General features: G+C 56.9%; 30 protein-coding genes and 2 pseudogenes. 14 read left to right on the forward strand and 18 right to left on the reverse strand.

The features are described from left to right. Window positions 1–62: 62 nt before the first annotated feature. Together C4J92_RS09795 and C4J92_RS09800 are read right to left on the reverse strand one after the other, a co-directional pair. On the reverse strand, window positions 63–1025 hold the full coding sequence (locus C4J92_RS09795; RefSeq protein ID WP_124403692.1) for an ArdC family protein: 963 nt from the start codon (window positions 1023–1025) through the stop codon (window positions 63–65). A gap of 132 nt (window positions 1026–1157) precedes the next feature. After that, window positions 1158–1486: pseudogene (locus C4J92_RS09800) on the reverse strand (hypothetical protein). Between the two features lie 437 nt (window positions 1487–1923). On the opposite strand from C4J92_RS09800, the gene C4J92_RS09805 reads away from it, so the two are divergent. The 3 genes from C4J92_RS09805 to C4J92_RS09815 all read left to right on the forward strand — a co-directional run bounded on the left by C4J92_RS09805 (window position 1924) and on the right by C4J92_RS09815 (window position 3811). Next, window positions 1924–2655 (forward strand): hypothetical protein, encoded by a 732-nt coding sequence (locus C4J92_RS09805; protein WP_011334428.1) that lies wholly within the window; start codon window positions 1924–1926, stop codon window positions 2653–2655. Continuing rightward, the gene (locus C4J92_RS09810) at window positions 2655–3248 is read left to right on the forward strand and encodes a hypothetical protein (protein WP_124403693.1); all 594 of its coding nucleotides are present in this window, start codon (window positions 2655–2657) and stop codon (window positions 3246–3248) included. Before C4J92_RS09805 ends, C4J92_RS09810 begins: the two co-directional genes overlap by 1 nt. Window positions 3249–3427: 179 nt before the next feature. Then, window positions 3428–3811 (forward strand): DUF3742 family protein, encoded by a 384-nt coding sequence (locus C4J92_RS09815; protein WP_124403694.1) that lies wholly within the window; start codon window positions 3428–3430, stop codon window positions 3809–3811. Window positions 3812–3820: 9 nt separating this feature from the next. Here C4J92_RS09815 and C4J92_RS09820 read toward each other — a convergent pair whose 3' ends face one another. The 5 genes from C4J92_RS09820 to C4J92_RS09840 form a co-directional block, all read right to left on the reverse strand. Continuing rightward, window positions 3821–5365: a conjugal transfer protein TraG N-terminal domain-containing protein gene (locus tag C4J92_RS09820; protein ID WP_124403695.1), complete on the reverse strand. Its 1545-nt coding sequence runs from the start codon at window positions 5363–5365 to the stop codon at window positions 3821–3823. 10 nt (window positions 5366–5375) lie between these two features. Then, window positions 5376–5684 carry a hypothetical protein gene (locus C4J92_RS09825; RefSeq protein ID WP_124403696.1) on the reverse strand — a complete coding sequence of 103 codons (309 nt, stop codon included), beginning with the start codon at window positions 5682–5684 and terminating at the stop codon, window positions 5376–5378. 3 nt (window positions 5685–5687) lie between these two features. After that, on the reverse strand, window positions 5688–7070 hold the full coding sequence (locus tag C4J92_RS09830) for an integrating conjugative element protein (protein WP_124403697.1): 1383 nt from the start codon (window positions 7068–7070) through the stop codon (window positions 5688–5690). Continuing rightward, on the reverse strand, window positions 7067–8023 hold the full coding sequence (locus tag C4J92_RS09835; RefSeq protein ID WP_124403698.1) for a TIGR03756 family integrating conjugative element protein: 957 nt from the start codon (window positions 8021–8023) through the stop codon (window positions 7067–7069). The genes C4J92_RS09830 and C4J92_RS09835 overlap by 4 nt, the downstream gene beginning before the upstream one ends. Window positions 8024–8128: 105 nt before the next feature. Further along, window positions 8129–8383 carry a helix-turn-helix domain-containing protein gene (locus C4J92_RS09840; RefSeq protein WP_093432220.1) on the reverse strand — a complete coding sequence of 85 codons (255 nt, stop codon included), beginning with the start codon at window positions 8381–8383 and terminating at the stop codon, window positions 8129–8131. Between the two features lie 169 nt (window positions 8384–8552). Between C4J92_RS09840 and C4J92_RS09845 the strand changes: the two genes are divergently transcribed. From C4J92_RS09845 to C4J92_RS09855, 3 genes are all read left to right on the forward strand, one after another. Next, window positions 8553–8825 carry a LasR-specific antiactivator QslA gene (locus tag C4J92_RS09845; protein ID WP_124403699.1) on the forward strand — a complete coding sequence of 91 codons (273 nt, stop codon included), beginning with the start codon at window positions 8553–8555 and terminating at the stop codon, window positions 8823–8825. A 248-nt stretch (window positions 8826–9073) separates the two neighbouring features. Continuing rightward, entirely contained in the window at window positions 9074–9643 is a 570-nt protein-coding gene (locus C4J92_RS09850) for a hypothetical protein (protein ID WP_124403700.1), read from the forward strand. After that, window positions 9637–10362 carry a hypothetical protein gene (locus C4J92_RS09855; protein WP_124403701.1) on the forward strand — a complete coding sequence of 242 codons (726 nt, stop codon included), beginning with the start codon at window positions 9637–9639 and terminating at the stop codon, window positions 10360–10362. Before C4J92_RS09850 ends, C4J92_RS09855 begins: the two co-directional genes overlap by 7 nt. A gap of 200 nt (window positions 10363–10562) precedes the next feature. Here the strand turns inward: C4J92_RS09855 and C4J92_RS09860 are convergent, their stop codons facing one another. Genes C4J92_RS09860 through C4J92_RS09900 form a run of 9 tightly spaced genes read right to left on the reverse strand, consistent with a single transcriptional unit; the run spans window position 10563 to window position 18030 of the window. Further along, window positions 10563–13316, reverse strand: coding sequence for a conjugative transfer ATPase (locus C4J92_RS09860; protein WP_124403702.1), 2754 nt, complete (start codon window positions 13314–13316; stop codon window positions 10563–10565). Beyond that, entirely contained in the window at window positions 13316–13732 is a 417-nt protein-coding gene (locus C4J92_RS09865) for a TIGR03751 family conjugal transfer lipoprotein (protein WP_124403703.1), read from the reverse strand. Before C4J92_RS09865 ends, C4J92_RS09860 begins: the two co-directional genes overlap by 1 nt. Beyond that, window positions 13695–15212 carry a TIGR03752 family integrating conjugative element protein gene (locus tag C4J92_RS09870; protein ID WP_124403704.1) on the reverse strand — a complete coding sequence of 506 codons (1518 nt, stop codon included), beginning with the start codon at window positions 15210–15212 and terminating at the stop codon, window positions 13695–13697. Before C4J92_RS09870 ends, C4J92_RS09865 begins: the two co-directional genes overlap by 38 nt. Further along, window positions 15202–16014 (reverse strand): TIGR03749 family integrating conjugative element protein, encoded by an 813-nt coding sequence (locus tag C4J92_RS09875; RefSeq protein WP_124362172.1) that lies wholly within the window; start codon window positions 16012–16014, stop codon window positions 15202–15204. Before C4J92_RS09875 ends, C4J92_RS09870 begins: the two co-directional genes overlap by 11 nt. Continuing rightward, window positions 16011–16652, reverse strand: coding sequence for a PFL_4703 family integrating conjugative element protein (locus C4J92_RS09880; protein ID WP_124362173.1), 642 nt, complete (start codon window positions 16650–16652; stop codon window positions 16011–16013). Before C4J92_RS09880 ends, C4J92_RS09875 begins: the two co-directional genes overlap by 4 nt. Beyond that, window positions 16649–17062: a TIGR03750 family conjugal transfer protein gene (locus tag C4J92_RS09885; protein ID WP_124362174.1), complete on the reverse strand. Its 414-nt coding sequence runs from the start codon at window positions 17060–17062 to the stop codon at window positions 16649–16651. Before C4J92_RS09885 ends, C4J92_RS09880 begins: the two co-directional genes overlap by 4 nt. Window positions 17063–17069: 7 nt before the next feature. Continuing rightward, complete coding sequence (locus tag C4J92_RS09890; RefSeq protein ID WP_124362175.1) at window positions 17070–17441, reverse strand: TIGR03745 family integrating conjugative element membrane protein; 372 nt, start codon at window positions 17439–17441, stop codon at window positions 17070–17072. Window positions 17442–17458: 17 nt separating this feature from the next. Continuing rightward, window positions 17459–17698: a TIGR03758 family integrating conjugative element protein gene (locus tag C4J92_RS09895; RefSeq protein ID WP_124362176.1), complete on the reverse strand. Its 240-nt coding sequence runs from the start codon at window positions 17696–17698 to the stop codon at window positions 17459–17461. After that, window positions 17695–18030, reverse strand: a complete 336-nt coding sequence (locus C4J92_RS09900; RefSeq protein ID WP_124365133.1) for an RAQPRD family integrative conjugative element protein — start codon at window positions 18028–18030, stop codon at window positions 17695–17697. The genes C4J92_RS09895 and C4J92_RS09900 overlap by 4 nt, the downstream gene beginning before the upstream one ends. Window positions 18031–18359: 329 nt before the next feature. Between C4J92_RS09900 and C4J92_RS09905 the strand changes: the two genes are divergently transcribed. The 4 genes and pseudogenes from C4J92_RS09905 (at window position 18360) to C4J92_RS09920 (ending at window position 20859) form a co-directional block, all read left to right on the forward strand. Beyond that, window positions 18360–18578 carry a hypothetical protein gene (locus C4J92_RS09905; RefSeq protein WP_124403705.1) on the forward strand — a complete coding sequence of 73 codons (219 nt, stop codon included), beginning with the start codon at window positions 18360–18362 and terminating at the stop codon, window positions 18576–18578. A 244-nt stretch (window positions 18579–18822) separates the two neighbouring features. Next, window positions 18823–19152, forward strand: coding sequence for a hypothetical protein (locus C4J92_RS09910; RefSeq protein ID WP_124362178.1), 330 nt, complete (start codon window positions 18823–18825; stop codon window positions 19150–19152). A gap of 107 nt (window positions 19153–19259) precedes the next feature. Further along, window positions 19260–19900, forward strand: a pseudogene (locus C4J92_RS09915) (transposase); the annotation flags it as partial. A 62-nt stretch (window positions 19901–19962) separates the two neighbouring features. Then, window positions 19963–20859, forward strand: coding sequence for an MFS transporter (locus tag C4J92_RS09920; RefSeq protein ID WP_256681671.1), 897 nt, complete (start codon window positions 19963–19965; stop codon window positions 20857–20859). On the opposite strand, the gene C4J92_RS09925 is transcribed toward C4J92_RS09920, so the two are convergent. After that, the gene (locus C4J92_RS09925) at window positions 20772–21683 is read right to left on the reverse strand and encodes a LysR family transcriptional regulator (protein WP_124403706.1); all 912 of its coding nucleotides are present in this window, start codon (window positions 21681–21683) and stop codon (window positions 20772–20774) included. The genes C4J92_RS09920 and C4J92_RS09925 overlap by 88 nt on opposite strands. 143 nt (window positions 21684–21826) lie before the next feature. Between C4J92_RS09925 and C4J92_RS09930 the strand changes: the two genes are divergently transcribed. The 3 genes from C4J92_RS09930 to C4J92_RS09940 are packed head-to-tail and all read left to right on the forward strand — an operon-like array spanning window position 21827 to window position 24564. After that, entirely contained in the window at window positions 21827–23224 is a 1398-nt protein-coding gene (locus C4J92_RS09930) for an amidohydrolase family protein (RefSeq protein WP_124403707.1), read from the forward strand. An 11-nt stretch (window positions 23225–23235) separates the two neighbouring features. Continuing rightward, complete coding sequence (locus tag C4J92_RS09935; RefSeq protein WP_124362181.1) at window positions 23236–23709, forward strand: DMT family transporter; 474 nt, start codon at window positions 23236–23238, stop codon at window positions 23707–23709. Window positions 23710–23748: 39 nt separating this feature from the next. After that, window positions 23749–24564, forward strand: a complete 816-nt coding sequence (locus C4J92_RS09940) for an SMP-30/gluconolactonase/LRE family protein (RefSeq protein ID WP_256657465.1) — start codon at window positions 23749–23751, stop codon at window positions 24562–24564. A 413-nt stretch (window positions 24565–24977) separates the two neighbouring features. Here the strand turns inward: C4J92_RS09940 and C4J92_RS09945 are convergent, their stop codons facing one another. Beyond that, entirely contained in the window at window positions 24978–25166 is a 189-nt protein-coding gene (locus C4J92_RS09945; RefSeq protein ID WP_124403708.1) for a hypothetical protein, read from the reverse strand. Here C4J92_RS09945 and C4J92_RS26955 point away from each other — a divergent pair. Then, window positions 25165–25428, forward strand: a complete 264-nt coding sequence (locus C4J92_RS26955) for a hypothetical protein (protein ID WP_164484523.1) — start codon at window positions 25165–25167, stop codon at window positions 25426–25428. The genes C4J92_RS09945 and C4J92_RS26955 overlap by 2 nt on opposite strands. Window positions 25429–25879 lie beyond the last annotated feature (451 nt).

Below are 25879 nucleotides of genomic sequence, written 5' to 3' on the forward strand. Positions count from 1 at the left end.
GCAGAAAAAAGGGTCCAACTCGTGTTGGACCCTGTGAGGCGTTTGCAGCGGAGAGGTAACGATCAAGCTCCATCGTTCATGCAGAGTGAGTCGTCCAAGACCGCTCGCTTCAGTTGCTGCTCCAGGTTGAGTACATATTCCGAGGCGCTTCGGGCCTGACCACTGGCGCGAAAGATCGCGCGTTTGTCAGCCTTGAGCAGGCCGAGCCAGGAGTCGATATAGCCCTCGTGCCGCACCTCTCCCTGAATGCCGGCGTAAGCACATAAAAAAGCAGCGCCCATTTCGGCGATCAACTCCTCAAACGCGTAGCCTGGCGAGCCGAACGGACAGGATGAAGTCACCCCCTCGCGCTGCAACCGAGCGTGATGCCCGGTCCAGTGCGTCAGCTCGTGAAGTGCGGTGGCGTAGTACCCACCTTCATCGTGAAATTGCGCTTTTGTCGGTAGTTGGATGAGATCCCTGATCGGGTGGTAAAAGGCTTCGTCGGCAGATCGATGAACGATGTGTGCACCCGAACTTAACAGCAGATTCTCCGCGGCGCCGTTGGGCTGGAAGGGATCACTCTGTTCCGTCTCGATCAGGGTGTCATTGAGCATTTCGAGCCCTTCCGTTTGCTCGATGTTGAACAGAAAATGTGTCCTGAGAATGCCGAAGTGAGCGACCTTGGGCTGACCGTTTTCATCGAGTACGGGTTGGCCTGACTCGGTCTGTTCCTCGCGCTCCATCGGCTTGTAGAGTACCGCCAGGGCGCTGTGCTCACCCTTACGGATGTGCCCGCCGGCCTTTTTGGCTTGATTGAAGGTCAGCCAACGATCTTGAGTGAATCCCCGCAACCTGGCCTCGGCCCAGAGCAGCGGTAAATTGATGCCCGAATACGGACGTCGCGTGATGGCGTTGATGGGGTAGGGTTGATGATGACCGACGTCAGCGGAGCCACTTGAGGACCAGGGTTTGATCCAGGGAGCAACGCCTTGGACTAACGCGGTAACGATCTTGTCAGTTACGTCTTGGTAGATATCGCGCATGGCAATTTCCTCGAGAGAAAAACGGAGGAACGCCTTGCCCGTCGGGGGAGGGTTCCCCGGTTGGGTGATGGGTTGGATTGATGCAGGTCTTGCATGCCGTCCAAATGTGGAGGTGGGCGCCGCCAATTGCGCTTAGAGCAGGTGTTCTCCTGCAAGCGCTATCAACAAGGCGTCAGGCTGGTCCGGCTCTTGGAGCAGACTGAGGCTCAGTTGCAGCAGCGGGTCATGGTGTGGATGACCCGTTGGCGCGATGTGGGCTACCTCGAACAGCACATAGGGCTCGTGTGGATAGGCCAGGTGAGCCTCGAAAGCTGCGCGCAATACGTGGCTCAGCCGATCGACCTGCAGCCTCTCAGGACGACCTGAACGCTCGAGCAGTACTGCGCATTGCCACGCGCCAGCGTGAACACAATGGGCAACCGAAGGGTGTTCAGTGTTTCCGGTGTAAGTGAGTCGGGCATGGAATGTCTCCGTTGAAACGCGAAGAAACCTGTCCCGTGGGGGAAAGAATTTCCCCGCTGTGGGTTGAAGAAAAACAAGAAGGTTTGCCTGGCGAGCAGAGCTCGAAAGGCGCTCAGGAGAGCAGTAGGCGTTCATCACCGTAGAAACGGTCACCGTGCGAGCCACCGAACGCTAATCGCACTTGGGGAGAACCATCACCGAAGTGACGTAGCCTTGAAGGTTCTGGCTACCTGGGAAAATGCTGTCGATAACAGCGATCCGTACCCGGGTTTAGCCGAGCTGTTCGCGAATAGCAACGAGATAAACCAACGCTTTAGACGAACTGAGTCTACTGAAAGCCAGCCTTGTTTTTCGACCGGATTGACTGACAAACGGTTAGGCTTGGAGCGCTACCGGCAAGCTTCTAAAGGGCGTGATACTAGGGTGATGATGTTCAATGAAGTTGTATGAAAATGTGGTTATCGGAAATTTTCTCTACGGGCTGGGGTTCGCTCTTGGTTCACAGCTGAGATCCGGTCAGTTACCAAGTATGGTGAACTTGCTTCAACAAACGCCAGACGATAAACGATTGGGGGATTTGCTGATGGCATTCCCTGGCACAGTACGTTTGATCGAGTTTAAGACTGAGGCTAACAAGTCAAAAAAAGAGGCTGGTCGTCACCAGTTTCTATCTCGAATTTTTTCCGAAAAATTGGACGAATTGCCTGACCTGCCAGGTACTTCGCGGCGGGTGCATTGGTACATCGAAACGGCGCCTCTTCCCAGCGCTGCACTGTCGGCACGCATTGAGCCCTATCTCGATGCATTTGGCGAAGGCGCCAGGCAACGGCCTAAGTCAAGCGAGAGGTTCCAAAATTTTATCGAGGAGCTGGCTGCTGGCATTCTGCAACGCAGATCGGCTGAGATTACAAGGGCTGAGCGCGACTACATCGATCTGGTGCGGCTTGCTCAAGGGCCAGAGGAGACCGGAACAGGCGGATTGGTGCTGGTGGCCGGCAGCGGTGGAGGTCTGCATTTCGCCGCCTTACAGGATTTGATGGATTTGAACCTGTCCCACAAACAATGGATCGAGTACAGCCAGGAGCGATATCTTTCCCTTCAGAGAGAGATGAAGCAACCAGATCACGAGATGCCCGATCTAAAAGGTCCAACTTTAGGAAGATATTGATGGCCGGAACAAGTCAAGAGCAAGCGCACGATCGAAATTTTCAGGCCCTCTTTGGCGCGGCTCGCAAAGTTCTCGAAGCTGTAGAGATCGATGAGAGCAAGTCTCGACGGGCTACTGAGGCGTTGCGTGAGCTGCAGGATAGCGTCGAAAAGAAGCTGGTTCGACTGGAGGCGGGCGTCAAACAGAGCATCGAGAGTTCTGCACAGTCAACTGCGAATCAAGCCGCTGAGCTGTTGAGCAAGAGATTCACGGAGGCAGATGCTGCCGCTCAGCGGGCTGCTGAACTGTACAACATGGCAGCAAAGAAATTGAATAGCAGGCGTTGGCTCTACTTCCTGTCGGCGCAGGCTACGATCCTTACATTGGTAGTAGTGTCTCTCTATCTGTGGGTGCCGTCGTTAGACGAAATAAAAGCGCGTCGAGGCGAGGTGGCGAGGCTGGACGAATTACGCAGTCGGGTTGAGTGGTCGAAATGCAACGTTGGGAATGGTCAGACGCGCGATTGCATACGCACGGACGAATCGGAGCATGCGGACTTTTTCGAAGACCGCACAAAAAAGGGCAAGACCTATCGCATACCGAAAGGTTACTAGCCGTTTACGGGTCCTATTCTTGGCGGACTAGGATATGGGGGCTGTTTTCAACGCGCAGCCCATATCAACGCTCGCGGCGCCGTCTGAGCAAACTGATAAACGGTCAGATATCGACCGCTTTCAGTAGTAGGCTAATACTCTTGCCTCAACCATGAAAACGCTCAGAAGAGGGCGAGACCATGCCGACTCAGCAACCTGTTCAAAGTTTACGTGCCCACCGCTGGGCGTACGCCTGTGGTCTGTCGGTGAAGCGTGGTTATCGTAAGGTGAAAGCGTTTGAATCCCGCGTGGTTGAGAGTGCGGAGACGGCAGGAATGCCCGCAGGTAAATTACTTGTTCGCGGGAGTTTTCTAGTTATCAAGTTGGCAATAGCCGCCGGACTCCTTCTAGTTAGCTTATGGTTCACAGTGTCGGTGATGATCCTTATTGTCTTGTGTTGGGCCATCGCCAATGGAACGCCTATCAAACCTAAGGATGCTCTCCGGTACAAGGCATATGGCGACCCATATGGTGAGTATGAGTATGGCCGCGCACCCGGTCAGCCTGATTTAAAAGACCTGTAGTGGAGTTCTTCACCCCTTCCTTAAGGCTTTTCCAGCAGATATCAGAGCTCCAGCGCCCCTTGCACCGGCGTCCTGCGCTTGAGCTGCTCCTTTGCTAAGCATGCCGTCGGCAATTGAGCCAACGCTATATCCTGCCCAGCTCATTGCAGCCAAAAACAACATCGGAAGCACGACGAACATTGCCCCCATCACGTACTCGATCACCTGCGCGGTGACCGTCCCATCCATAAGTCCGGATGTGGGCAGCGACAACAGCACCTGATTTGAAGCCGAAACCTGGTTGTACAAGGTATCGAGCATACTGGAGTCGACCCAACGCGCCAGTTCCCACCAGAAGCTCAGCATGTGTAAGGTGAACAGCGCGAACGTCACGGTCATGACGGTCTTCAACTGGTAGGTACTGACCAACAGAATCAGCGGCAAGCTGATGATGACGCCCATGATCAGGAAAGCCTGCACCATCGGTAGGGCGGCGCGTAGCGCATTCATCGCCGGAAAGTTGCTGAAGGAGCCGAGGGCCAGCCCGGTGTTGGTAGCCAGGTTATTGAGACTCTGATTGATTGAGCCCCCGCGGGCGCTGGAGCCATAGTCCTGGTACACCTGTCCGGGCGACATGGACATCGTTTGCTGGCGCGGGCTGACCAGTTCGCGCAGGGTGGCATCTTCGATCTCGTTGCTCGAGCGGCCAGTCAACCAACCTTTCAGCTGAGTCAGCAGCGATGGATCGACCTGCTCGATCAAGCGCTCGCGCAACCCGACACCGCTGTCGCTCCACCACTGCTTGCAGGTGGGGTAGCCCGCACCATTTTCTAACCGCGGCAAGGATACATCGCGGTTGTCGTCATACGGCCAATTGACGCGCGGTGTGCGTGAACGATCCGTATCGTAGTAGCCGGGCGTATCGAGCAAATAGCTTGAGCCGATCCAGGAGGCGTCATGACTTTGTGCCTTGTCCAACTGCGGACGGTTGGTGAACAGCCGAGAACGGGAATAGCCGTAGCAGTCGCGGGTGAAATCGGCGACCTCTTGCAGCAGCACCTGGCTGTCGATGCGCGAGCTGTCGATCTCCATGCGCATTTGCCGGATATCCGGTGCGCAGGGGATGGAAGCGGTGGCCGCCGCGGTCACGCCTTTGCTCAAGGCATGCACCAGAAACCACCAGATCGGTACGTTGGCGGAGCGTTCGCCGATAGTATTGAAGGTCATCCCCCAGGCGGTTTCCGTCGGTTGGGCCACACTGACGCCGCAGCGCTGGCTTGCCGCATCATTGAACGCCATTGATGAGAGGCTCAACGGAAACACAGGCGCGCAACCGAACAAGACGACGATGTAGGCCAGCCACAAACGGTTCTCTATCCGTGGCACCGAGAGCAGCCCCTTGTTACCTTCGTCCGCGCCTTGCTGACGGGCCGACAACCATTCCTGGAGGATGATTGCACCAAAGGGCGCGGCGAACAGCCCGGTGTCGGACAGGACACTCCAGAGGCCGTTGTTGATGATCCAGGCCAGCAGAGAGAGGTAAAACTCCAGGTAGCTGTTGGTGCTCATAAGCATGGTGCTGACCTCACAGTCGGGTGAGTTCGACGCAGGTAAAGAGCACGAGCCCTATTGTCCCGATGCGTTTCAGGCGCAGTCGATCCTGTGGTCGATGTCGGTAGCGCCGAAGCAGGTCCCACCAGAGCGCAAAGAGGGCGGCGTAGAGCAGGGCGCGCCACCACCGCAGATAAGGTCGTGCGGATTCGAATGTCTGCTGCCAGACCTCGAAACTACCCAGCGCAGTGCGGCCAATCCAGGCGACCAGTGCGGCGGTCAGGATCATCGCCGCGGCAATCCCCAGACTCGAAAGCAAAGTGAATAGCGGTGAGCGTTTCATGGCTCACTTGCGCCTGGCGTCAGCATCATTGAGTCGACCGGGCTCGGGGTCGCCTTGCTCGACGGTGCGCGAAGCATCGGCACCACCGGCATGCCGATCGAGCACCAGGCTGGCGGTATTGGTCGTCAGCATCTGCCTGACCTGCAACTCGGTCTGCAGCAGGCGAATTTCGCGCTCCAGGGTTTCGATATTTTTCGTCAAGGCGGTTTGGGCTGGCTCGGCGGAGGCGATGTTCGGTTCGTGACTGCCTGCCAGCAGCGTGCGCAGTAGCAGCAGTGCTTTGTCGAGCACACTGGACAAGGCCGTCTCGCTGGCCAAGCGCCGTGTCAACAGATCCTGGTCGGGATCGTCGCGCAGGGCTTCAATCACGCCACGGGTCACCGGCAGCATTGGGCTGGAGGCTTTAGTCAGATTGTCAGAAGTAGGCGGCAGCGCGCCAGACAACAGCCCTTGCAGGGCCTTGAGGCGCTCGTTATAGGCCTCCTGGATCAGCGGCGTCAGTCCGCTGCCAGCGGTCGCACGCAGAGTTTCGCAGCTGTCGCAGGTCGCGACTTCGTTCTCGCCCAACACCCGAACGGCCCAGTCGGACTCCTCCTGGGGCGAAGCCCATGTCTGACAAATAGCCCCTCCCAGGCAATCACTGCTACTGATCGAGGCACTGTCATCCACCGACCGGTTATGCAGCAGGTTATAGCCTGCGCGGACCACGTCGGCGGTCACCCGAATGGGTGTCTGTCCGTTACCTCCGGCTTTCGAACCGCCGACCCAGGACACCCCATTGTTGCCGTTATGGGCCTCGGTGTTTTTCACCGCTGCCACCGCATCACCGCCGGTTTGCTCCAGATTGCCCTGCATCTCCTGGTTTTTGGCCAGCGCACCCCAACCGGCTTGACCGACCTTATCCGCCATCTTTTCGGCCATGGCCTGGCAGGTTAGCTTGGAGCGGTCGAAGTCGATCCGACCTTGCATCACCCCGTTACTGAGCAACTCATAGAGACCGGGGTTGGCGCGTTGGATGATCAACGCCGGCAGCGACATCACCGCTTGGGTCGCGTTCTGCACGATGCTGCCCATGATCTGCTGGAAACCTTCGGTGACGCCGTTCAGCTGGTTTTGCAGGGTGTTGGTGAGGCTCATGTTTCCGCACATCATGTTCGCTCGCCAGGAGCCGCCGACACCGAGACCACTGGGTCGGTAGAGCGAACTCGGTGAGCCGACTGCCGAGCCGCCACCAATGGTGTACATCACTCGGTCATCGAGCACTTCGCCTTGAGTGCCCAGGCGGTAATCGCCTTCGGCGGCGTGGGCATGCGTGGCCATGGCGAGCAGTCCACAGAGCAACAGACTTATCATGCCCAACCAGGATCGTACGAGAAACCGACTCATGAAGCACCTCCTTCGAAGTCAATGCTGAACAGGAAGGTCTGCCCCTCACGCTTGCAGCAGCTATAGGGGCGCCACAACGACCAGGCGTAGCCGCCATCCGTGCTCTGGACCGGATCGCTGGGGAAGATGGCGCACGTGGGCTGAACCTGGGGGTAGAGCAACTGCCATTTGTGGGTTGAGGCGTCGTTTTCGACGATCGGGCCAGGCGGCCAGTAGCCGTCGCGTGGTATGGGTGTGAGCGGTACATACACATGCGGCTGCCAGCTGCGGGTCATCACATCGCCGGCCCGTTGCGCCATGACCGCGGCAGCCTTGAAGTCGTCGGGCTGTACCAGAAAACCCTGCCGGGGATAAACGTTACCCCACATGTTTCCCGTGGCCTGACGTCCGATTTCACGGATCCCCGGCACGAGCGACTCGGGGTAGAAACTTTCCGGGATGCCATGGCGCCAGGCCAGTGAGTCCAGGGTACTCAGGTAGTAAGGCATGAGTGCAGTTGCACCGCTGGCGCAGGCATAGCCGGATTGCGAAGCCAGTTGCGTTGCGATCCAGCCACCGGGGTGGCCGATCCCGTCGACGTTCTTAAAGCGGGGCAGGTTGTCGCGGTGGGTGTTCGGGGTGATCAGGTTGCCGCCACCTTCCGCACCGCTGATGGGAGATGAGAGGGCAGCCATCTCGGCCCAGGGATTGTTGCCGGTGGTGGTATAGCTCGAAACCACCAGTTCAGGAATGAAATGACGAACCTTGGTTGAGGTTTTGACCTTGCAGCCGAAGGGTGTGCAGAGGAGCCAGAAACAAATGCCTACGACCTTGTATGCGAGGCAATTTGGCGAAAGCACAGAGGCGGTGATGCTGCCGGTATCCAGCGCCATGCTTGGGCCGCACGCCAGCAGGACGCCCAGCGCCAAGGGCCGTAGCTTTGTGGGCGTGATTGACGAGCAGGCAACAGGCATGATCCAGGCTCTCAGTGTATGGCCTGGGCAGGTTCGGTTAGGAACCGAAGACTGTCAGTGGAAATTATGAAGGCGGATGTATCGGGTTTGTGAGACGTGAGACTATTATTTGACGTGAAGGGAGCTGCGCAGGATATCGGGTTCCACAAGTAACTGATCTGCGGTAATTTCGAAAATATTGGCGAGTTTGCACAGGACCAACAGCGACGGATTGCCCGTGCATCGTTCGATTTGACTGACGTAGGTGCGATCCACCTCGGCCATGAGCGCGAGCTGCTCTTGGGTAAGGTTTTTTACGCGTCGCATCCAGCGGATGTTTTCCGCCAGCTGCAGACGAAGCTGTTCGTAGTCTTGAGTCATGCGCGCAAATTGCGCCTTGAGGGACTCTCAATCCACGGGATATAGTCTACATTGGTATTGATCTAGGCCATTTGAGGCTTATGCCTGTTATCGAGCGTTCATTTGGTGTCGTTAAGATTTCGAGGCTGGGTCCAGCGTCTAACAATAAAATCAGACATCTAGGGTGTGTATGGACGAAAACTACATTTCAATTCCCGCGGCGGATGGTTGCCCAAGTCTTCTGACACCTTGGGGTAGCGAATTTTCGCCGATGATCGAGCTTGGTGTGCAATGTGCCCAGGCTTGGCTTGAGGCAACGACCGATACTCCTTTGTGGTGGGAACTGGTTCAAACCCGCAAGACCTTTCCTGTCGGTGACTGCCAAGATGCTTTTGAAGCAGGATTCTTGTTGAGGATTCAGCAGCGGCTTCAGCGCGGTACACGGATACCTGTATCGACTTGACCACCCGTTTGCATTTAGCCTGGCCTATCGCATTGGCACAGTCCAGCAGGTTGCGGTCCTAAATTACTTTTGGTTTTTAGGTGCGGCGTTTTGTCCCGATGTTTGCTCTGCGACTCGCGCTGCCCTCGACGAAAGCGAGCGGGCATCAGGTTGCGCAAGGAGTCCAGATATGTGGCAGCAACCCACCGATCTCTCTCATTCTCCGCGTCGGTAACAGCACCAGCATATCTTCAAGAGGGCACATCACTATGGCAAACAAACTCGATCTGCATCACGAAATGAAAAAGATGCTACGCGTAAAGACTGCCATTCTACGTCGCTCACCAGGTGATTCCCTCGCAGACATCGTCGCTTCTGATCGTGAAGCGTTCTCGGGCATTCGTGTGTTGTTCGCGAGCGATGAGGGAGGGGTTCCATTGCAAGCTTTGGGCCGGTCAGATAATCCAAATGTGCCCGTGGTTCCTCTATTTGCTGGAAAGGGCATTTTTGCGTTTTCCGATGCAATCGAGAGGCAGATGAGGAGCGGTAGTGCGCCTTTGGAGTTTCCCTTTTTCTCACTACTCGATACAAACTTTCTTACTGAGTTACCTGGTTTTTTTCGTCATGAAGATTCGAGTCACCGCGAAAAGGTGCGGGCGACCTTGCAGTTCATTGAAGATCAAGGCGGGCGTGGTTTTGATTGGATGTTTGCGGCACTGGAAAACCTACGTGAGGTTGTAAAACCTAATAACCCTTGGCCGTACCAGAAAGTTGCGGCGGCAAAGATGTTTGATGCCATGATGCATATCCCCGAAGTTAGGGGAAGGGAAGGGTGCTGAACGGGCATGCCGAACAGATTCAGGACTACATACCGGCAGCTGAGGAAATGTGGGATGCATTCTTGACCAATCGGGAGGTATGGGCCTGTATCCAGCGGCGAGATATGATGCAGTCGATAATTTTACGCGCGATGCTAGAGTGCTGGAGTGGCCAAAGCGTAGATGATGGTATTCGCTGCTTGGTGGATTTTTGTCTTGATAATTTTGACGTCATACCCCTAAAGGAACTTTACTTCGGATGGAAGGCCCTGAGCGGATTCGCTGATAAGCAGAATAGAATGCCTATCTTTGACGAGCCAGCATTGCGGAACCCGAACGGAGATTCGAATAATAGGATTTCCGCGCTTGCGTGGGACCTTTATATGTTTCGACATTGCGAAACGCTTATGACAGAAAAGAAGGGTAATCAATTCATGATTCCTGTTGTAACTACGCTTGATGATGGTTTGTTAAAAGCCATTAAGAGCTGTCCACTGAGGGCGCTTTTGATTCATGATGAGGCTCGAAAAGTAGAAGCTATATTTGATGATGAGATGGAATTTTCCACTTGTCTAGATCGCGCGCTTTCGGATAAAACAAAGGTGCGAATAAATGACCCAGTACGTATGGCCAGACCGAAGCGTATTTCGAAGCATGATTTGAGTTATCTGATAAACAGCTTGGAATCAGAAGTGAAGAAGGCTGCTAAAGCAAGGTCACAACCAGGGTCGCATCATTAATCATAGAAAGTGGTGTTGCATTTTGCGGATATAAAAAATATTTGAAGTGGCCCCGCGCGGGCGATGGCCAGCAACAGACCGCCCGGTTAAGTGTGGAATACGAATGCAATCAACTGTTCAGTTGCCGTGCAAACGTCTGGTCAGTTGCGATGCAATTTCATAGTTCACTCTCTGGAAGAGCAATGCCTGAATAGCTATTCCTATGTTGATTCTATTCCTCGCGCTCTATCGATCCGTTCAGCTACCCGGTAAGCCGCTTCCAACTCTGAGCAAACGTTCTCCTGCATCAGTGTCCAGCGCTCGGCTTTTTCCTCGGGCTCCGTCATGGCCAGGGCGAGATAGAGGCTGGGTGGCACGGCCCGAAACAGCGTTTCGAGCTTCTTCGATAGCACGACCCCCTCAGTGTATTTACCCGGCTCCTTACTGGCGGAGAGCAGCAAGGCTTTCTGTGCCGGCGTGAGTTTCTTGAACCGTGCGATCTCTTCGATTTCCGCGGGCGGCATGTTCAAACAAATCCACCATTCGATCATGTTGAGCATGGTCTGCGCGGCAGCGGGAAAGTCGGCAAGGTTTTGCGTCGCCAGCCAGAACCAAGCGCCGAGCTTGCGCCACATCTTCGTCCCCTTGACCACGAATGGCGCCAGCAGCGGGTTTTTGGTGATGATATGGCCTTCGTCGGTGACCATGATGATCGGCCTCCCCAGGTACTGGTCGCGTTCGGCGAGGTTGTTCACGGTGTTCATCAGGCTGAAGTAGCTGATGGACATCTGTGCCTCGTAGCCTTCGCGAGCGTAAGTGGCCAGATCGACAATGGTCACATCGCTCTCAGGCCAAGGCGTCCCCTCGCGATCGAACAGTTCACCCTCGAAGCCCTGGCAAAACAGGTCGATGGACTCGCCCATTTCCTGGGCACGCTCACGACGTTTCTCCGGCAAGTGCGGGTCAGCGGCGACGCGCAGCAAGGCATTGCGCACGTCGCGGGTCAGCACCTGGCGATCCGCAGCGACACAGGTATGCGCCGCATCCAAGATGCACTCGCGAATCAGACTGCGATCGGCCCGGCTCAGGCGCGCTTCTTCCTTGGCCTCACCGCCGGTGATCATCAGCCGGGCGGTGATTTCCAGTTCGCCGAGGACATCGCGCTGGTCTTCGCGATTGGTTACCACCTCATCGTCCAGCTCATCGATCGACAGACTCGCCACCTGATCCGGCTGCTCGACCAGGCGCCAAGCATCGGCAAAGGGGGCGAGACTGACCGAAGCGCCAGGTTTCAATTGGACCTTATTGACCGAGAGGCCCTGTGTCGCGAAGTAGTCACCCTGCAAACCGAATGAGTTACCGGCCTCGACGATAAACAGGCGAGGGCGGTACACCGCCATGACCTGCATCAGCAGGGTGACCAGGGTGGCCGACTTGCCGGCACCGGTGGGGCCGAACAACAGTAGATGGCCGTTCATGGCCCGGTCTAGACGTGACAACGGATCAAAACTCAACGGCGAGCCACCACGATTGAACAGGGTGATGCCCGGGTGGCCGGTGCCGGTACTGCGGCCCCACACCGGAACCAGGTTAGCCAGGTGCTGGGCAAACATCAGGCGGGTGTACCAGTTTCGCGTGTCGCGGGCCGGGTTGTAAGCCATCGGCAACCAACGCAGGTAACTGTTGCAGGCGGCGACTTCATCGCCTTCGCGTACCGGCTGTAGGCCCGCACCCAGTAGTGTGTTAGCCAGGCTGACCGAACGCTGGTGCAATTGCTGCTCATTGTGACCGCGCGCGTAGAACGCCAGGGTGCCGCGGTACAGCTTGTGCTGGCGACCGATGATCGCGCGAGCCTCTTCAACATCTTGGCGGGTCTGGGTCGAGGCCAGGTTTTCACCGATGGCTTTGCGCGCCAGGCGGTTCAACTGGTCCTCGAGCACATCCTGGGGTTTGACCACCAGGGTCAGGCTCATCACCGTACCTTCGGGTAACTGGTCGAACAGTGCATTCACCGCGTCTCCCTTGCGGATTTCGCCAGTGAGTTGACCAATCAATGGCGCCCGGCGCAGCTTGTCCACCACCATGACCCGGTGGGGCTGACCATCAAAAAACCAGAGTCCCTGCTGCACGTCCGAACGCGGTTCGTTGAAGAACAGGCGTTCGGCAAAGTCATGATCGAAGGGCAGTTCCAGCGACTCGCTCTCGCCAGACTCCGGATAGGCCACACGGCGGTAGAAATCTTCGGGCGATTCGTCTGTGAGCTTGGGGGCTGGATTGAACCAGGGCAACAACCAGGCATACAAACCTCGGCCATCGACGCGCGTCGATTGCACCCCGCACGCCTGCAACGAAACAGCGACACGTTCGCAAGTTTGTCGCAGCGATTGCACTGGCTTGAGTCCCGCTTCCTCACCGTCAGACTCAAGCCAGCGATAGATCACCAATCGCACCCGACGGTTGTTTCCTCGCCAGGGCAGGCGCGTGACTGCCTTGTCCTCGAACAGGCCGCCAGGCTTGGAGATGGCTTTCAGATGTCGGCGAATGAGTTCCAGGTACGCTTCGGTGAAAACCGTGCCTCGGGCGCTGTCATGAATATAGTCGGTGAGCCGGGTGAGGTAGGGGGTGAAGTCGTTGTCGTCCTGGCAGAAAAACTGCGCCACCCAAGGTGCTTGGTCCAGCTCGTCAAAGCTATCCTGCAGGGCATCCTCAAGGGCATCGCGGGCTGCCGTTAGCCAATCGGGTTCACGCCCTTCGGTGCCGATGGGCAGTAACTCGAACACCGCACCCACAGAGCGATTGTCATCTAGTAGAAAACACTGCTCGGTTTCGAGGTATTCGACCCACGGCAGGTGATCGGCGAAGCTGGGATTGTGCGCATAGAGCGCAGCTTCATCGGCCAGTGTCGCGCGGGGGCGCGATGGGTTGCGCCAGTCTTTCCATGCAGACGTGCGGTCGCCCGTATCGTCGCTACACATTACAGATCTTCCTGACGTTCACCCGGCAGTGCGTACTGCACCCGCTGGTAGAATGGAAAGACGGTCGAGTACCCCGGCACTGGTGCCTGCTCGGTACCACTCAGATGCGGATACACGTACATCACCAAATCAGGATTGGGCAGGCGAGGGAACAGGTTGCGAATTTCATTCGCTGCTGTACGCGTATACGGTTCCTGGAGCGCAGTGGAGAGATCTGTTTGAGCCAACGGGCGACGCAACTGTCGCCGAGCATCCAACAGTTGCTGTTGAATACCCTGTGAGCCGGCGCCGTTCCAGATATCCAGCATGGTTTGCTCGCCATGGGGCAAAAGTGTGTCCTTGTCGGTGGAACACCCCGTCAGGACCCCGCAGATCAAGCTAATCCAGGTTAGGCAGAGAAGCATGGTCTTTTTCATGGCGAACACTCCGGCCCTTGGGCTCGTAGTCGATGGTGATCTCATGGTCGAGGTGAAGGGCGACTTCTGCTGCCGGTGGTACGTACACGGCAGCAAAGGCTTCGCCATACAGTTTGTTGACCCACTCTCGAATGTCGCTGGCCCCACTACTGAGAATTGAGGTCAGTGCGCTATTACCACTGTTGTTAGTGACCCCGAAGGCACTGCCGCCCGAACTGATGACGCTGCTGTTGTTCTGTTCATTCCCGAGCAGGGCGGCGACGCCAGCACCGGCGGCAGTGATCAGAGTCTGACTGCCCAAGTACTGCTGAGCATTCGAGCGACGCTCGCCGGCAATGCAAGGAATGCCATACGGATCGGAGAGGTAACCGAGTCCACCGCGGATCTTGTCGGTATTTGAGCTCTGGGTGGTGGAGGCATTGCGGCTGGAGACCGTCTTTGGCTGAGGCACCGTGCGGATGGTGCCATCCGTAAACACAAAGGTGATCGACTCGACCTGTCCGCGTACGCAAGACAAGGTCCAGTCACCGGAGGCTGTGCCGCTCATCACGGCCCCTGCGACGTCCGGCAGGTCGATGCCGTTGGCCGTTAGGTTCTCGGGGCCGACCAGCACCTTGAAGGGATAGGGATCATTCACGGTGCCGTCCACAGGGACTCGGCCGATCAGCGCGGTCATGGCGACCGAGCCCATCAATGTCGCATTTTCGGGAATGGTGTAGACCGGCTGCGCACCTTCGGTACGATCACCGGATCGCGTCAGGTCACGCTCACCCTTGGTGACCTCGCGTAACTGCTTTTGGCTGCGGTTGATGGCATTGTCCTTCAAGCCCTCGAGCGAGTTGAAGGCATTAGGCAGACTCGGTGCGGAAGAGGTCTTGGTTTTACCTCGGGCTTCGGTGGAGGGAGCATCCGAGGGTTCAATCCACTGCAGCGCATCGTTGGCAGTATGCCGCCCTTCGAACTGGTCCCCATCGCCCGGTTCAAGACCCAGTCCGATCGGCATATCCTTGCCTTTGCCGGTCAGCCCCGACAACTGTTCCTGCAATTGCGTCAGCAGACCGCTAGCCTGACGACTGTCTTGTTCCGCTTTGATGCGTGCTTCATTGGCTTGCCGGCGGCCTTCGTCTACCTGCTGGGTCACACTGCCAAGTGCCGTCTGAATACGCGAGTCGACGCTGTTTTCCCGCTCGCGCAGGCGGTTGTTCTCCGTCTGCAGCGAATCGTTGTGTTTCTTCAAACCTAGCATGTCGCTGCGCATGGCCTTCACTTGGCCTACCAAGGTGGCGACCGTGTCGCGTGGGGTATCGCCCGCAATGCCGAGCGACTTGGCTTGCTCGGCAGATAATTGAATATCGCCCTGATGAACTGGGTGCTCTGGAGACGGCTTGCTGCCTCCCGCGACCCAGCTTTTCATGATGATCAGTACCACGGCCAGCAGCGCAGCCGGTACCAGCCATTTGAGCAAGGCGTTAGCCTTCATCGTCAGCACCCCGCGCAACGGGCGGAAGCATCAGGGCGTGTTCGAGGCCGGCACCGCGAGTGATGAGGTAGGCAATCGTGGTGTCTTCCGCGCTGCCGACCGGCCCGAGGAAAGCATGCTGGAAGGTCGCGGCGAACAGCTTTGCCTGCAGTCCACGTGGATCTAGTTGCACCGTAGCTGTACCTCGATTGCGCAACTTCACGGTCGTCACCCAATAGTCACCAAGCCGCCAGGCGGCGATAGGTGTGCTGGAAACGTTTTCGCTCGGCAGCAGGGTCGGCAGTTCGGTGCGCAGCTTGAGCGGGACGCGGCGTACACCGGGCAGGGACTCCACGGTGCGCAGCGGCGCGTACAGGCTTTGCGCGGCGTAGCGCGTCAACGCGTCCGGGATCGGTGTACGTTCGGGAACGGGGACGGTGCTCGATTCAGACTCGATAGCTTGCATCGGAGCATTCTTGAGAATACGCACGGGCTCCAGGGGTTGATCGCCAGGCGTGGCCGCGATATCCAAGAGGATGATCTCGCCCGTCTTAACCGATTGCAGCTGCAGTCGTGTCGGTGCAATGGCTTCCGACGCGCGCAGGTACAGCGTGCCTCCGGTTGATTGCACGCGCAGTTTATCCTTCAGAGCGGAAGGCACGCCGACACGAACAGCTTCATCGATAAAGACCACTCGTTCCTGATTGATCACCAGTGGGACCGCGAGCGGTAGGCGTTCCCAGTGCATCAGTTCGATGGCCTGCGCGGCTGCGCCCGATAGCATCAGTGTGAGGCTGAGTCCCAGGGTAGAAATCCGCTTCATGGTTCACCTCCAGGCGGGGAGATTTTTTGCGGCGTGCCCTGATAGCAATCCAGTGCAAGGCCCCACTTATTGCGTTCGGGGTCCAGATCGAACCGCACCACCCGTAACGGATAACGCACGACCACCCGTTTCACCGGTTCGGCGGCGTAATACTCATCAGCGTTGAGGTCGAGTGTGACCAACCAGCTGTCGCGATCAAGTTGCTTGACCCGCAGTTCCGGATCTTCACTGTAGCCTCGGCCTAGAATTTCGTAGACGCCACGCACCCGTTGACGCAGTTCGCCTGCGGCCTTGCGATACTCGTAGTCGCCATCGAGGAAGGCCTTGCAGGCGGGTGTCAGGTAGGACTGCAAGCCATAGATCGCGCGGCGATAATCCTGTTCGCCATCCGAGGGCCAGCGGTTGAGTTGGCCAAAGATGTACAGGGCAAAGGCATACACATTCTCTGGGGGAACATCCCACCACTTGCGCGTGCTGCCCGCGCGCAGATCAGGGGGGACATGCACGGTCAGATCGGTTGGTGCTGAGCGCCAGCCATACCATAGTCCGGCGCTGAGCAGGGCGAGCGTCACTATCGCCAGACGTAGGCTGAAGATATGGGCCTGTTGGGCATCGACCTTGTTTCGAAATCGACTCATGGCTGCCACCGAGACAGGGCAGGGCGCAGTCGACGCGAACGGCGAACTGTCCAGGCACCGGAGTGGAGAATCAAACTTCCACGCCCCAGGCGCCAACGGCTGGCGAGTATCCATTCGAGCTTGCGGTACAACCAGGTCTCCGGTCGAGCCCGTTTGGCCCGACGCAGTAGCGTGCCCCCAACCAACAACACCACTGTCATGCCTGCGATCATGCTGGTCGGCGCCATGGCAATCGAGGCGGTGGCGATTGCCAGAGGAACGCCCACCAGCAGGCCAATGACGGCGCCGGTGCCTAGGGCCACCCACATTTCATCATTGGTTAAACCGCGCAATACGGCGGGATCACGATTGAGTCGCTCCGGCAGAAAGACCAAAGTGCCGTCGGCAAGGCGTTCGATAGTGTCGTTCATGCCAACCTCAGAGAATCGCGGAAGCTTTGGTGAGGAACCAGATGATGATCACCACCAACAGGGCGCCGATACCAACTACCGCGCCGAGGTCTTTCCAGGTCTTGCGCTGGTTTTGGACGTCGGCAAATACGGTCAGGGAATGCCAAGCCACGCCGAGAAACGCGAGCAGGGCAATCAGCAGACCTAGTAGAATGCCGGCGTCGTAGGCGTAGTTTTTGATCGTCTCGATCAATCCCGAACCTTCGCCTCGGGAAGGCGCCTCCATGGTCGGTAGCTCGGCAAAGGCTAGGCCTGGCCCAAGGACCAGCAGCAGACCGATCAGGCGTTGGCTTGCACGATCACGCAGGTTGTTTTTAAGGGGGACAAGGCACTTGAGCATGATGGCGATCTCCGGTGTTAGGACAGGGTGAAGAACATCAAAATCAGCAAGGTAAGCAGTACGCGCGCAGCGTTTCCGCCGAAGGCTCCAAAACGCACATTGCCGGTGGCCCAACCTCGGTAAGCGGTCCACATCACCCAGGCACACCACAGCAACGCCAGGACCATAACCATGGAAATCCAAAGCGCCGAACTGCTCTGTGCCGAGAAGCCGGAAGCGTTTTGAAAGGCGGCGGTCTGAGCGTCAGTCATGCTCATGGCGAAGGCTCCGCAGACGGGGTATCAAGTCGGTAATCACCGACCATTTCACGGGGATCGCGAGGTTGAGCGCGGGAGGGGGAGAGATAGTCCTGCACACCCTGGCGGATGCGCTGGATGTCTCGAGTTAGGTGGGGATAGTCGAAGCGATAACGCTCGGTTGATTCATCCTGGCTAGCTGTCTGGGCTCTTGTCGCAAGATGTTCGATAGCGTCGAGTTGCTGCAAAATCAGACTCAACTGCTCCTGTTCATGAGCAGATGCGGCATAGCTGCCACTATTGAACGTGGTCAGTACGAGCAGGCAGCAGATTCGGCAAAATACAGTTGGCATGTGCATAGCCCATTTGGTTATGGGGCTAGCATCCAACTGACGAATAGGGCTCAGCAGTAAAAAATACGAAGTGCGCGACGTCATTTTATTTCGATACCGGCGCTGACGATGTAGCGAGCTTGTTCCCTGTGTCGAGGTTATGTCGCGGAGAAAGGAAGTGAATTGGAGCGCAAATACGAGCTCGATTTATGAGGGCTTACTGAGGTCGTGCAAATGAGTCGTTAAGTCAGTGCAAATACCTCCAGGTGTCAGCGGGTCTGGGAGAAATAGCTCCAGCCAATGGTGTGTTTAACTAGTCTTCCAATACCACTTACTCAAGGATGATCCCCATGTCAGATAACTCTGAAGCCAACATAGCCACAGCGGACGCTCTCACACTGCTCCTGCACAACCAGCACGCCCTAGCAGCCGCCCTTGAAGAGGTGACCAAATGGATCTCAGAGAATGGAGTGGAAAGTGTCGCCGTTAACGCAATCGGGACCATGGAAACGCTCGACCAAAATGCCCGAGCCATCACTGATGCGATTATGCGGCTACGTCAGTTATAGGCATCCTCTAACGCCCGCTACACGCTTGCAAGTACCGAAGTGATTCTGTTGAATTAACCTGTAACCTGTCGCTTTATTCGTTGGATCTGATCATTTGAGATGTGGGGAGTCCGATGCGAATTGACCAGCCTTGTTCCCCACCGGAGAGTAGTGTTCAGGAAACATTCCGGTAGCTGGAAACTGCCTCGCCAAGATTAGCTGTTAGAATTACACTGGTTTAGTGATCAGGCGCTTGAGAACCAGCATGAACAAAAAATTGACCGAAGAAGAGATGCGCCAAGCATTGTTCGGCAACGCTGAAATAGCTGCGCCGATGAGCACCGTTCCCGTGGAAAAAATCCAGCCGGACTTCGTTGCCGCACCCGTATCAAAAATGGCGAAAAAGAAAGCCCCCAAAGCCTTTACCCCAAGGCTTCGGGTAACTCTTCGTGTGAGCAATGAGTTTGAAGGAAAGACGCTTGAGATCGCCCATGAAGCCGATACTCTCAGTACGTTGCTGGCAGAGCAGGAAGCCACCAAAGCAGCCAGAAAAAAATTCCGGTATGTAGAAGTGGCGTCGGTCCAGTCGATGTAAACCATATTTCCGAGTATGCGGTAAGTCAGTCTGCTTCTGGCCCAGAGTGTGTAAAAACGCCTTCGCGAACACTCGCTATGATTTCAGAATTCATCGCAAGGATCGCCATGACTTTTATCCAAGGGGAATATCGAGGCCAAGGCACGTTACTTCCCGAAAGCCTTGACGATTACGTCAGCGATACAAATCCGGTGCGCATAGCCGACGCCTTCGTCGATGAACTCGACGTGGCCAGTCTGGGTTTTGACGGTGCTATTCCTGTTGATACAGGCCGGCCTGGTTACTACCTCGCAATCCTGCTGAAGATCTATATCCACGGTTATCTCAACCGCATCCAGTCGAGCCGACGTTTGGAACGAGGAGCCCAGCGCAACGTCGAGCTGATGTGGCTGCCCTGGCGTTTGATGCCAGATTTCAAAACCATCGCTAACTTCCGGAACGACAACAGCAAGGCCATCCGAGGCGTCTGTCGCCAGTTCGTTGTGCTGTGTCAGCAGTTGGGACTGTTCGGAGAAAATTTGATCGCCATCGATGGCGGTAAATTCAAAGCAGTCAACAACCGCGACCGCAATTTTACCAGCGCCAAGCTGAAGCGGCGAATAGAAGAAATTGAATCGAGTATCAATCGTTAGCTGGCGGCACTCGACTCTGCCGACCAGCAAGAACCCACAGCTTCCGAGCCCAGCGCCGTGCGGCTGGAAGAGAAAATCGCCAAGCTTAAATGCAAATGAAGGAGCTTCAAGCGATGGCAGCGCGTGGGCGTTGTACGCCAGTACGATATTGATAGGCACTGGGGTCGCCCTGGGCAACGTGCTGCTGCCCGGCCTGATCAAACGCGACTTCCCGACAAAAATGGCGTCCATGACCGGCCCTTATTCCATAACGATGGGCGCAGCGGGCGCTGTCGGTTCAGCCGTAATAGTGCCGCTGACCCAATCATGGGGATGGCCGATGGCCCTGAGTTTGTTGGTCGCAGCCCCATTATTGGCGCTGGTGGTGTGGCTGCCGCAGTTGAAAAAACACGGACACGTAAATCTGTCCGGTCCGAAACAAGCGCCAACCGTGGCCGTCTGGCGTTCGCCGCTGGCATGGCAGGTCACACTCTTCATGGGACTGAACGCGATGCCTTTTTATGTCGCCGTCGGCTGGCTGCTGACGATTCTGATAGACCATGGCATATCCCCGGAGCCAGCAGCCACCGTACACGGCACGCTTCAACTGACCACGGCCATTCCCGGCCTGATTCTAACGGCCACGCTTCGCCGTCTCAAAGACCAGAAACTGGCAGCCGCTACCGTCAGCCTGTTAACCGCCTCATCCCTGATCGGGCTCATTTACGCGCCAGACTACGCCATGTTGTGGGCCGCGTTCCTGGGCTTGGGCTCTGGTGCCATCATGATGCTCGGTCTGACCTTCATCGGCTTGCGCACAAAAAATGCCGGTGACACGGCGGCACTTTCAGGAATGGCGCAGTGCGTCGGCTACCTGATGGCAGCTGCAGGCCCCTTGCTGCTGGGCCAACTGCACGATTGGACCGGTGGCTGGACAGCACCGCTGCTGATCACAGCCGCAATCTCCGTAGCCGGCGCATTCACTGGCATGCTGGCCGGGCGCAACGTTCAACTTGAACATGCTGAATCATCGTCGCGAACAAGCCCGGCAATCCAGTCAGCGAATGCACTCACGGCTGGCGAAAGAAAGCGCTGATGAGGGTATAGCAGGTGCACAGGAACCGATGCAGGCTGCCAGTCAGCAAGCACTTCGACCAGCCGCCCTTCTCGCAGATGCTCGCTGACCACGTTCTCGGCGAGCTGCACCAACCCAAAACCTTCAAGGCACATTTTGATGTAGAGCCCAGTCTCGTTGACGGCCGCTGTGCCGTTGACCGGGACTGAGACCTTTTCAGTGCCACGGGCAAAGCGCATTTCACCTGCTTGCCTTGCGCGGCCTGATAAGTAATGAATGGATCGATGGTGAGACAAATCTTGCGGGGTTTGCGGAGTACCGTTCTCTTCGAGATAGGCGGCAGACGCACAGGTCACCCAGCGAAACCGTCCGAGTGGGCGCGCAACGAGCGTTGAGTCATCGAGCTCGCCTGTACGAATGACGCAATCGACACCCTCCTGAATCAGATCAACCTGCCGGTCATTGACGCCTATCATCAGATAGATATCCGGGTAGCGCCGGTAAAAGTCTTGCAGATTTGGCATGACGATGAAGTGTGCAATGCCACCCGGCATATCGACACGCAAACGCCCCTGTGGCCGTTTTACGGAATCCGTCAGGCTGTTCTCTGTGTGTTCGATCAGCTCCAATATTTCCCTGCATTGCGCCAGATATTGAGCGCCCTCAGGCGTCAGGCTGACTCGCCGCGTTGTTCTGTTCAGCAGGCGCACCTGCAAGTACTTCTCAAGATTTTTAACGCTGCTGGTAACTGTCGAGGCCGGCAGAGAGAGCGTCTGCGCCGCCTGGATAAAGCTTCCTGCTTCAGCCACACGGACGAAAACCTGCATCGCTTGAATACGGTCCATGACTGTTAGCAGCCTCAAAGCAGTGATCGGGAAAGGTCTTATTATTCGTAGAAATTGAATAACTAAAACAGTTTTACACCTTTTTCCCGCAGTATCGCCTTGCGTACATTGCTTCCAACGAAATTTGAAGAGGTGTACAGAAAATGGCTGAATATAACCGCAGCATCGTGCAAGGCCCAGCCGCTCCGGCCGGCCGCACACTTATCCGTGGCGCCACTGTGCTGAGCATGGATGGCGATATCGGCAATCTGGCGCGCGGCGATATCCTTATCGAAGGCAGCACCATCACGGCCATTGGTGAAAACCTCGAGGCAGGCGATGCTGTTGTTATCGAAGCATCCGGCATGATCGCCATGCCGGGCATGGTCGATACGCACCGTCACTCCTGGGAAGGGCAACTGCGTCGAATCAATCCAAATGCCGAAACCCTTGAAGACTACTGCAACGCCACGCACTTCTCGTTCGCTAAATACTATCGCCCGGCTGACATGTATATCGGCAACCTGCTGACTGCATTGGGCTGCATCGATGCCGGCATCACCACCGTGGTCGATAACTCGCACAACAGCCGTACCGGCGCGCATTCTGACGCCGCAGTCGAGGCATTGCTCGATGCTGGTATCCGCTCTGTACACGCCTCCGGTGCGCCAGTTTCCGGTGAGTGGGACAAAGCCCACTGGCCCGGCAACCTGGAGCGCCTGCAGGAAAAATACGTCAAGAACGGCGACAACCCACTGCTCTCGCTGGCGGTGATGGCGCAGCTGGAGCTTGAGCTGTGGGCTGAAGCCCGGCGTCTGGGGCTGCCGATCATTACCGAATTTTTCGGTGGGGACATGGCAGCTGAGCTGGAGGGTTTGCATCGCGAGGGTCTGCTGCGCCCCGATAACATCTTCAACCACTGCACCTCGCTGCCGGACGCCGGCTGGAAAATCCTTCGCGAGGCTGGCGTGCGGGTCAACGTATGCCCGCGTTCAGATGCCCACTACGGCATTGAAGATGGAATGTTCGCCATGCAGTCGGCCCAGCGTCACGGCATCAGTCCGGGGCTGAGTGTCGATAACGAAACCTCCTACAGCGGTGACATGTTCATGGAGATGCGGGTGGCGTTCTACCTGCAGCGCGTCATGGGCATGCACCAGCAGCGCTGCTGCGGCGCAGAACATCATCCGGTGACCCTACCTGCTCATGGCCTACTGAAAGCCGCCACTCTCGACGGCGCTACCTGTGCCGGATTGCAGGACAAAGTCGGCAGCCTGGCCCCCGGCAAACAGGCCGACCTGATCCTTATAAACGCGCAGGACATCAACCTTTACCCGTCAGGCAACGCATTCGGCACCGTTGTACACGCGGCCGAACGCAGTAATGTCGATACCGTCATTATTGGCGGGCGCATCGTCAAGCAGGGCGGCAAGGTGCTGGGCGTGGACAGCGAAAGGCTGCGTGCGGCGATCGACGAATCCCGTGAGCATCTGTTTGCTGCTGCAGGCTATCAGCCGGATATGTTTGCCGAGAAATTCCTGCCGCTTGAGTCAGCCAAGTAAGGAGGCGTGAGATGAACGCAGCCTACTACCTGCTGGCCGTCTGCGCAGGGCTTGGCATCACCCTGCAGACCACGCTGAATGGCCAACTCGCTAAAGGCGTGGGTGGAGATTCGGTCGCGGCGGCGCTGTTCTCTTTTACTGCCGGTGCGTTATGCCTGAGTATCTTTTCATTGATGCGCGGCGGGATAGTGGTCTCACTGGCGGCTATACCTGCCCAGCCCTGGTGGAGCCTGCTGGGCGGTCTGCTGGGTGCCGGCGCGTTGCTTAGTTATGTGGTGCTTGCGCCAAAAATCGGTCTGTCAGCCCTGCTGGGCCTCGCTATCGCCGGGCAGATTATTTCGTCACTGGTTATCGATCACTTCGGCTTGATGGGGGCATTGGAAAGGCCGGTGTCTCTCGTCAAGTTGGCCGGGGCAATGGTGATGCTCGCAGGCCTGGCCATCGCTCTGTTCGGTGACAGGTGGTTAGCGCTTTTCTCCAACTGACTGCCTTGTTTATCCCATCCTGTTTCGTAGGACGCAACCATGTTTAAAGCCCTAACCGACACGACCAGTCTTCTTGGCGAGTGTCCTGTCTGGTGTGAAAGAACCGAACGCCTGTTCTCGACCGACATCCCCGGCCGCGAGTTGCGTGCTCTGGACCCCGAAAACGGCGAAGTGCAGCGATGGTCCCTGCCAGAGCCGCTAGGGTCATTTGCCCTCACGGCAGACGAAGACATATTGCTGATGGGACTGGCATCCTGCTTGGGCTACTACAACCTGAGCTCCGGTCGTTTCAGCAAAGTCACAGCCACCCCTGGCGTGGCAGGAACCCGGATCAATGATGGCCGCTGCGACCGTATGGGAAACTTCGTATTCAGCACGATGGACACCGGCGAGCCGGTGCAAACCATAGGCAGATTTCACCGGCTCAATGCCGCGACGCTCGAGACAGAAACGCTGGACCTTCCCGAAGTGGCGATCCCGAACAGCATCTGTTTTAGCCCGGACGGTTTCACCATGTATTACGCGGACTCCCTGCAAGGATGCATTTTCTGCTGCGATTACCCATCGCTAGAAAACCAGCGTGTATTCACTACAGTCAACGGTCAGGGTGCTCCAGACGGTTCTTGTATTGATGCGCATGGTTTTCTCTGGAGTGCGGAATGGGGCGGTAGCAGAGTCGTGCGTTACGCGGCAGACGGCAAAGTTGACAGCGTGATCGGCTCCCCGTGTATTCAGACCACTTGCCCGGTCTTAGCGGGACCTGGTTATGAAACGCTTTACTGCACCAGCGCAAGGATAGGGCTGGATAAGCCGGCAGATTTCGATGGCACGCTGATAAAGCCGAAGCCGTTTTAGCTGCCGGATTGCCTGAAGAGCGATTTGCAGGACGACTGCACTGAATAGTGGGTTCTAGCCTGTCGCGCCGTTCTGAATGCCAATTGGTAGACGCGTATGAATGACCGCTTCTGGCCGAGGCTGTGTAAAAACGTTTTTGAGCGCGCCATGTGCCCAAAACCGGACTGAAAATCGCGTTTCTACGCAAAATCCACATCTTCAGACGTGCCGATAAATTTCAGATTTAACGTAGACGCGCACACTTCAATTTTGGCGAAGCGTTTTTACACACTCTGGGCCGAAAGCTGCCTTTCCTGACCGGCAGAAATCGGCGAGCAGCGGCCGTAATTCTCCTATAGTCAGAGAGCCCCCGTTGCCCAAACGCCTCACGTGCGAACTCCAAAAAGCTGCTCAGCTTTGGGGGCAGTCTTTGGTCAGGGGCGTAGAGCATATGCGTCCTTCACTGTCTCGATGCCGAAGGCGAAGCCCTCGGCCCGGTCGGCGGCGTGCAACGTATCGGCCACGGTGCTCGCTTGGGCAATACTGTTCAGCAACTTAAGGGCTCGGACATGCACCGCTTGCGGGAAGTCCAACGCCACGAAGGGGTCGATCACGCTGTTCATGCCCATTTCCAGCATTGAAGCTCGCGGGCTGCTCGACCGCAAGGTCGTATTGTTCTGCCTGGATCAACAGCCAGCCACCCGGCTCGTTGCGCCCGTCGGTGATCGGTCCTTGCAGCAACAAGCCACCCGGCAGGATCACGCGCAAGGCGTTCGCTTCATTCGGGCCCTGCAGGTAACGGTCGAACTCGTGCGAAACCGTCCGGTACCGACATTACGCACGCGGGCGTTCAATTCCAGCATGGTGAGGTCCTTCGACGGCTGACCCAAGTACAGTGACAGCACGGTGGCGGTCGCCAGGCCTTCATAGGCGTATGACATGGGGCAGCGTCCGACGCATTGACCAGAAAGTTAGCGTGGCAGACCAGCACCGGGAGAGTGGTTGCCGCCAGCGCAAAAAAAGGCCCCCACGCCTGAGTCAGGTGTTGGGGGCCTGTTGAACATAAACGGCGCATCAAAAAAGCCATCAATCGCGCTAAAAGGCTAACGCGACTCCTTGGCGTTGAGCATCCCAGCCGGCGGCGTACGGCGACGTTCGAGATCGTCCCACTGCTCAGGCCTGCGCTGCTCTCCACAATACGTGCAGACATATTCCTCCGGATTTAAGTCCAGGTAGTAACCCTTGCGTATATAGGGATGACCACACTTTTTTTGAAGTCTTCACTCCGCTTTTCGAGTTCTTCAGAGACATTCCGAATTCCCTCTCAGACACGATG

The organism is Pseudomonas sp. R3-18-08, assembly GCF_003852065.1.
Taxonomy (GTDB): Bacteria; Pseudomonadota; Gammaproteobacteria; order Pseudomonadales; family Pseudomonadaceae; genus Aquipseudomonas.

Excerpts from the sequence above, each read along its gene's own strand:
- C4J92_RS09805 (WP_011334428.1), top strand. The coding sequence starts at position 1,924 with ATGAAGTTGTATGAAAATGTGGTTATCGGAAATTTTCTCTACGGGCTG.
- C4J92_RS09935 (WP_124362181.1), top strand. The coding sequence starts at position 23,236 with ATGAACGCAGCCTACTACCTGCTGGCCGTCTGCGCAGGGCTTGGCATC.
- C4J92_RS09840 (WP_093432220.1), bottom strand. The coding sequence starts at position 8,383 with ATGACTCAAGACTACGAACAGCTTCGTCTGCAGCTGGCGGAAAACATC.
- C4J92_RS09825 (WP_124403696.1), bottom strand. The coding sequence starts at position 5,684 with ATGAAACGCTCACCGCTATTCACTTTGCTTTCGAGTCTGGGGATTGCC.
- C4J92_RS09875 (WP_124362172.1), bottom strand. The coding sequence starts at position 16,014 with ATGAAGCGGATTTCTACCCTGGGACTCAGCCTCACACTGATGCTATCG.
- C4J92_RS09890 (WP_124362175.1), bottom strand. The coding sequence starts at position 17,441 with ATGCTCAAGTGCCTTGTCCCCCTTAAAAACAACCTGCGTGATCGTGCA.
- C4J92_RS09910 (WP_124362178.1), top strand. The coding sequence starts at position 18,823 with ATGAACAAAAAATTGACCGAAGAAGAGATGCGCCAAGCATTGTTCGGC.
- C4J92_RS26955 (WP_164484523.1), top strand. The coding sequence starts at position 25,165 with ATGCCCATTTCCAGCATTGAAGCTCGCGGGCTGCTCGACCGCAAGGTC.
- C4J92_RS09885 (WP_124362174.1), bottom strand. The coding sequence starts at position 17,062 with ATGAACGACACTATCGAACGCCTTGCCGACGGCACTTTGGTCTTTCTG.
- C4J92_RS09895 (WP_124362176.1), bottom strand. The coding sequence starts at position 17,698 with ATGAGCATGACTGACGCTCAGACCGCCGCCTTTCAAAACGCTTCCGGC.
- C4J92_RS09835 (WP_124403698.1), bottom strand. The coding sequence starts at position 8,023 with ATGCCTGTTGCCTGCTCGTCAATCACGCCCACAAAGCTACGGCCCTTG.
- C4J92_RS09870 (WP_124403704.1), bottom strand. The coding sequence starts at position 15,212 with ATGAAGGCTAACGCCTTGCTCAAATGGCTGGTACCGGCTGCGCTGCTG.
- C4J92_RS09820 (WP_124403695.1), bottom strand. The coding sequence starts at position 5,365 with ATGCTTATGAGCACCAACAGCTACCTGGAGTTTTACCTCTCTCTGCTG.
- C4J92_RS09880 (WP_124362173.1), bottom strand. The coding sequence starts at position 16,652 with ATGAGTCGATTTCGAAACAAGGTCGATGCCCAACAGGCCCATATCTTC.
- C4J92_RS09850 (WP_124403700.1), top strand. The coding sequence starts at position 9,074 with ATGGCAAACAAACTCGATCTGCATCACGAAATGAAAAAGATGCTACGC.
- C4J92_RS09810 (WP_124403693.1), top strand. The coding sequence starts at position 2,655 with ATGGCCGGAACAAGTCAAGAGCAAGCGCACGATCGAAATTTTCAGGCC.
- C4J92_RS09940 (WP_256657465.1), top strand. The coding sequence starts at position 23,749 with ATGTTTAAAGCCCTAACCGACACGACCAGTCTTCTTGGCGAGTGTCCT.
- C4J92_RS09815 (WP_124403694.1), top strand. The coding sequence starts at position 3,428 with ATGCCGACTCAGCAACCTGTTCAAAGTTTACGTGCCCACCGCTGGGCG.
- C4J92_RS09795 (WP_124403692.1), bottom strand. The coding sequence starts at position 1,025 with ATGCGCGATATCTACCAAGACGTAACTGACAAGATCGTTACCGCGTTA.
- C4J92_RS09860 (WP_124403702.1), bottom strand. The coding sequence starts at position 13,316 with ATGTGTAGCGACGATACGGGCGACCGCACGTCTGCATGGAAAGACTGG.
- C4J92_RS09925 (WP_124403706.1), bottom strand. The coding sequence starts at position 21,683 with ATGGACCGTATTCAAGCGATGCAGGTTTTCGTCCGTGTGGCTGAAGCA.
- C4J92_RS09900 (WP_124365133.1), bottom strand. The coding sequence starts at position 18,030 with ATGCCAACTGTATTTTGCCGAATCTGCTGCCTGCTCGTACTGACCACG.
- C4J92_RS09865 (WP_124403703.1), bottom strand. The coding sequence starts at position 13,732 with ATGAAAAAGACCATGCTTCTCTGCCTAACCTGGATTAGCTTGATCTGC.
- C4J92_RS09845 (WP_124403699.1), top strand. The coding sequence starts at position 8,553 with ATGGACGAAAACTACATTTCAATTCCCGCGGCGGATGGTTGCCCAAGT.
- C4J92_RS09945 (WP_124403708.1), bottom strand. The coding sequence starts at position 25,166 with ATGAACAGCGTGATCGACCCCTTCGTGGCGTTGGACTTCCCGCAAGCG.
- C4J92_RS09830 (WP_124403697.1), bottom strand. The coding sequence starts at position 7,070 with ATGAGTCGGTTTCTCGTACGATCCTGGTTGGGCATGATAAGTCTGTTG.
- C4J92_RS09905 (WP_124403705.1), top strand. The coding sequence starts at position 18,360 with ATGTCAGATAACTCTGAAGCCAACATAGCCACAGCGGACGCTCTCACA.
- C4J92_RS09930 (WP_124403707.1), top strand. The coding sequence starts at position 21,827 with ATGGCTGAATATAACCGCAGCATCGTGCAAGGCCCAGCCGCTCCGGCC.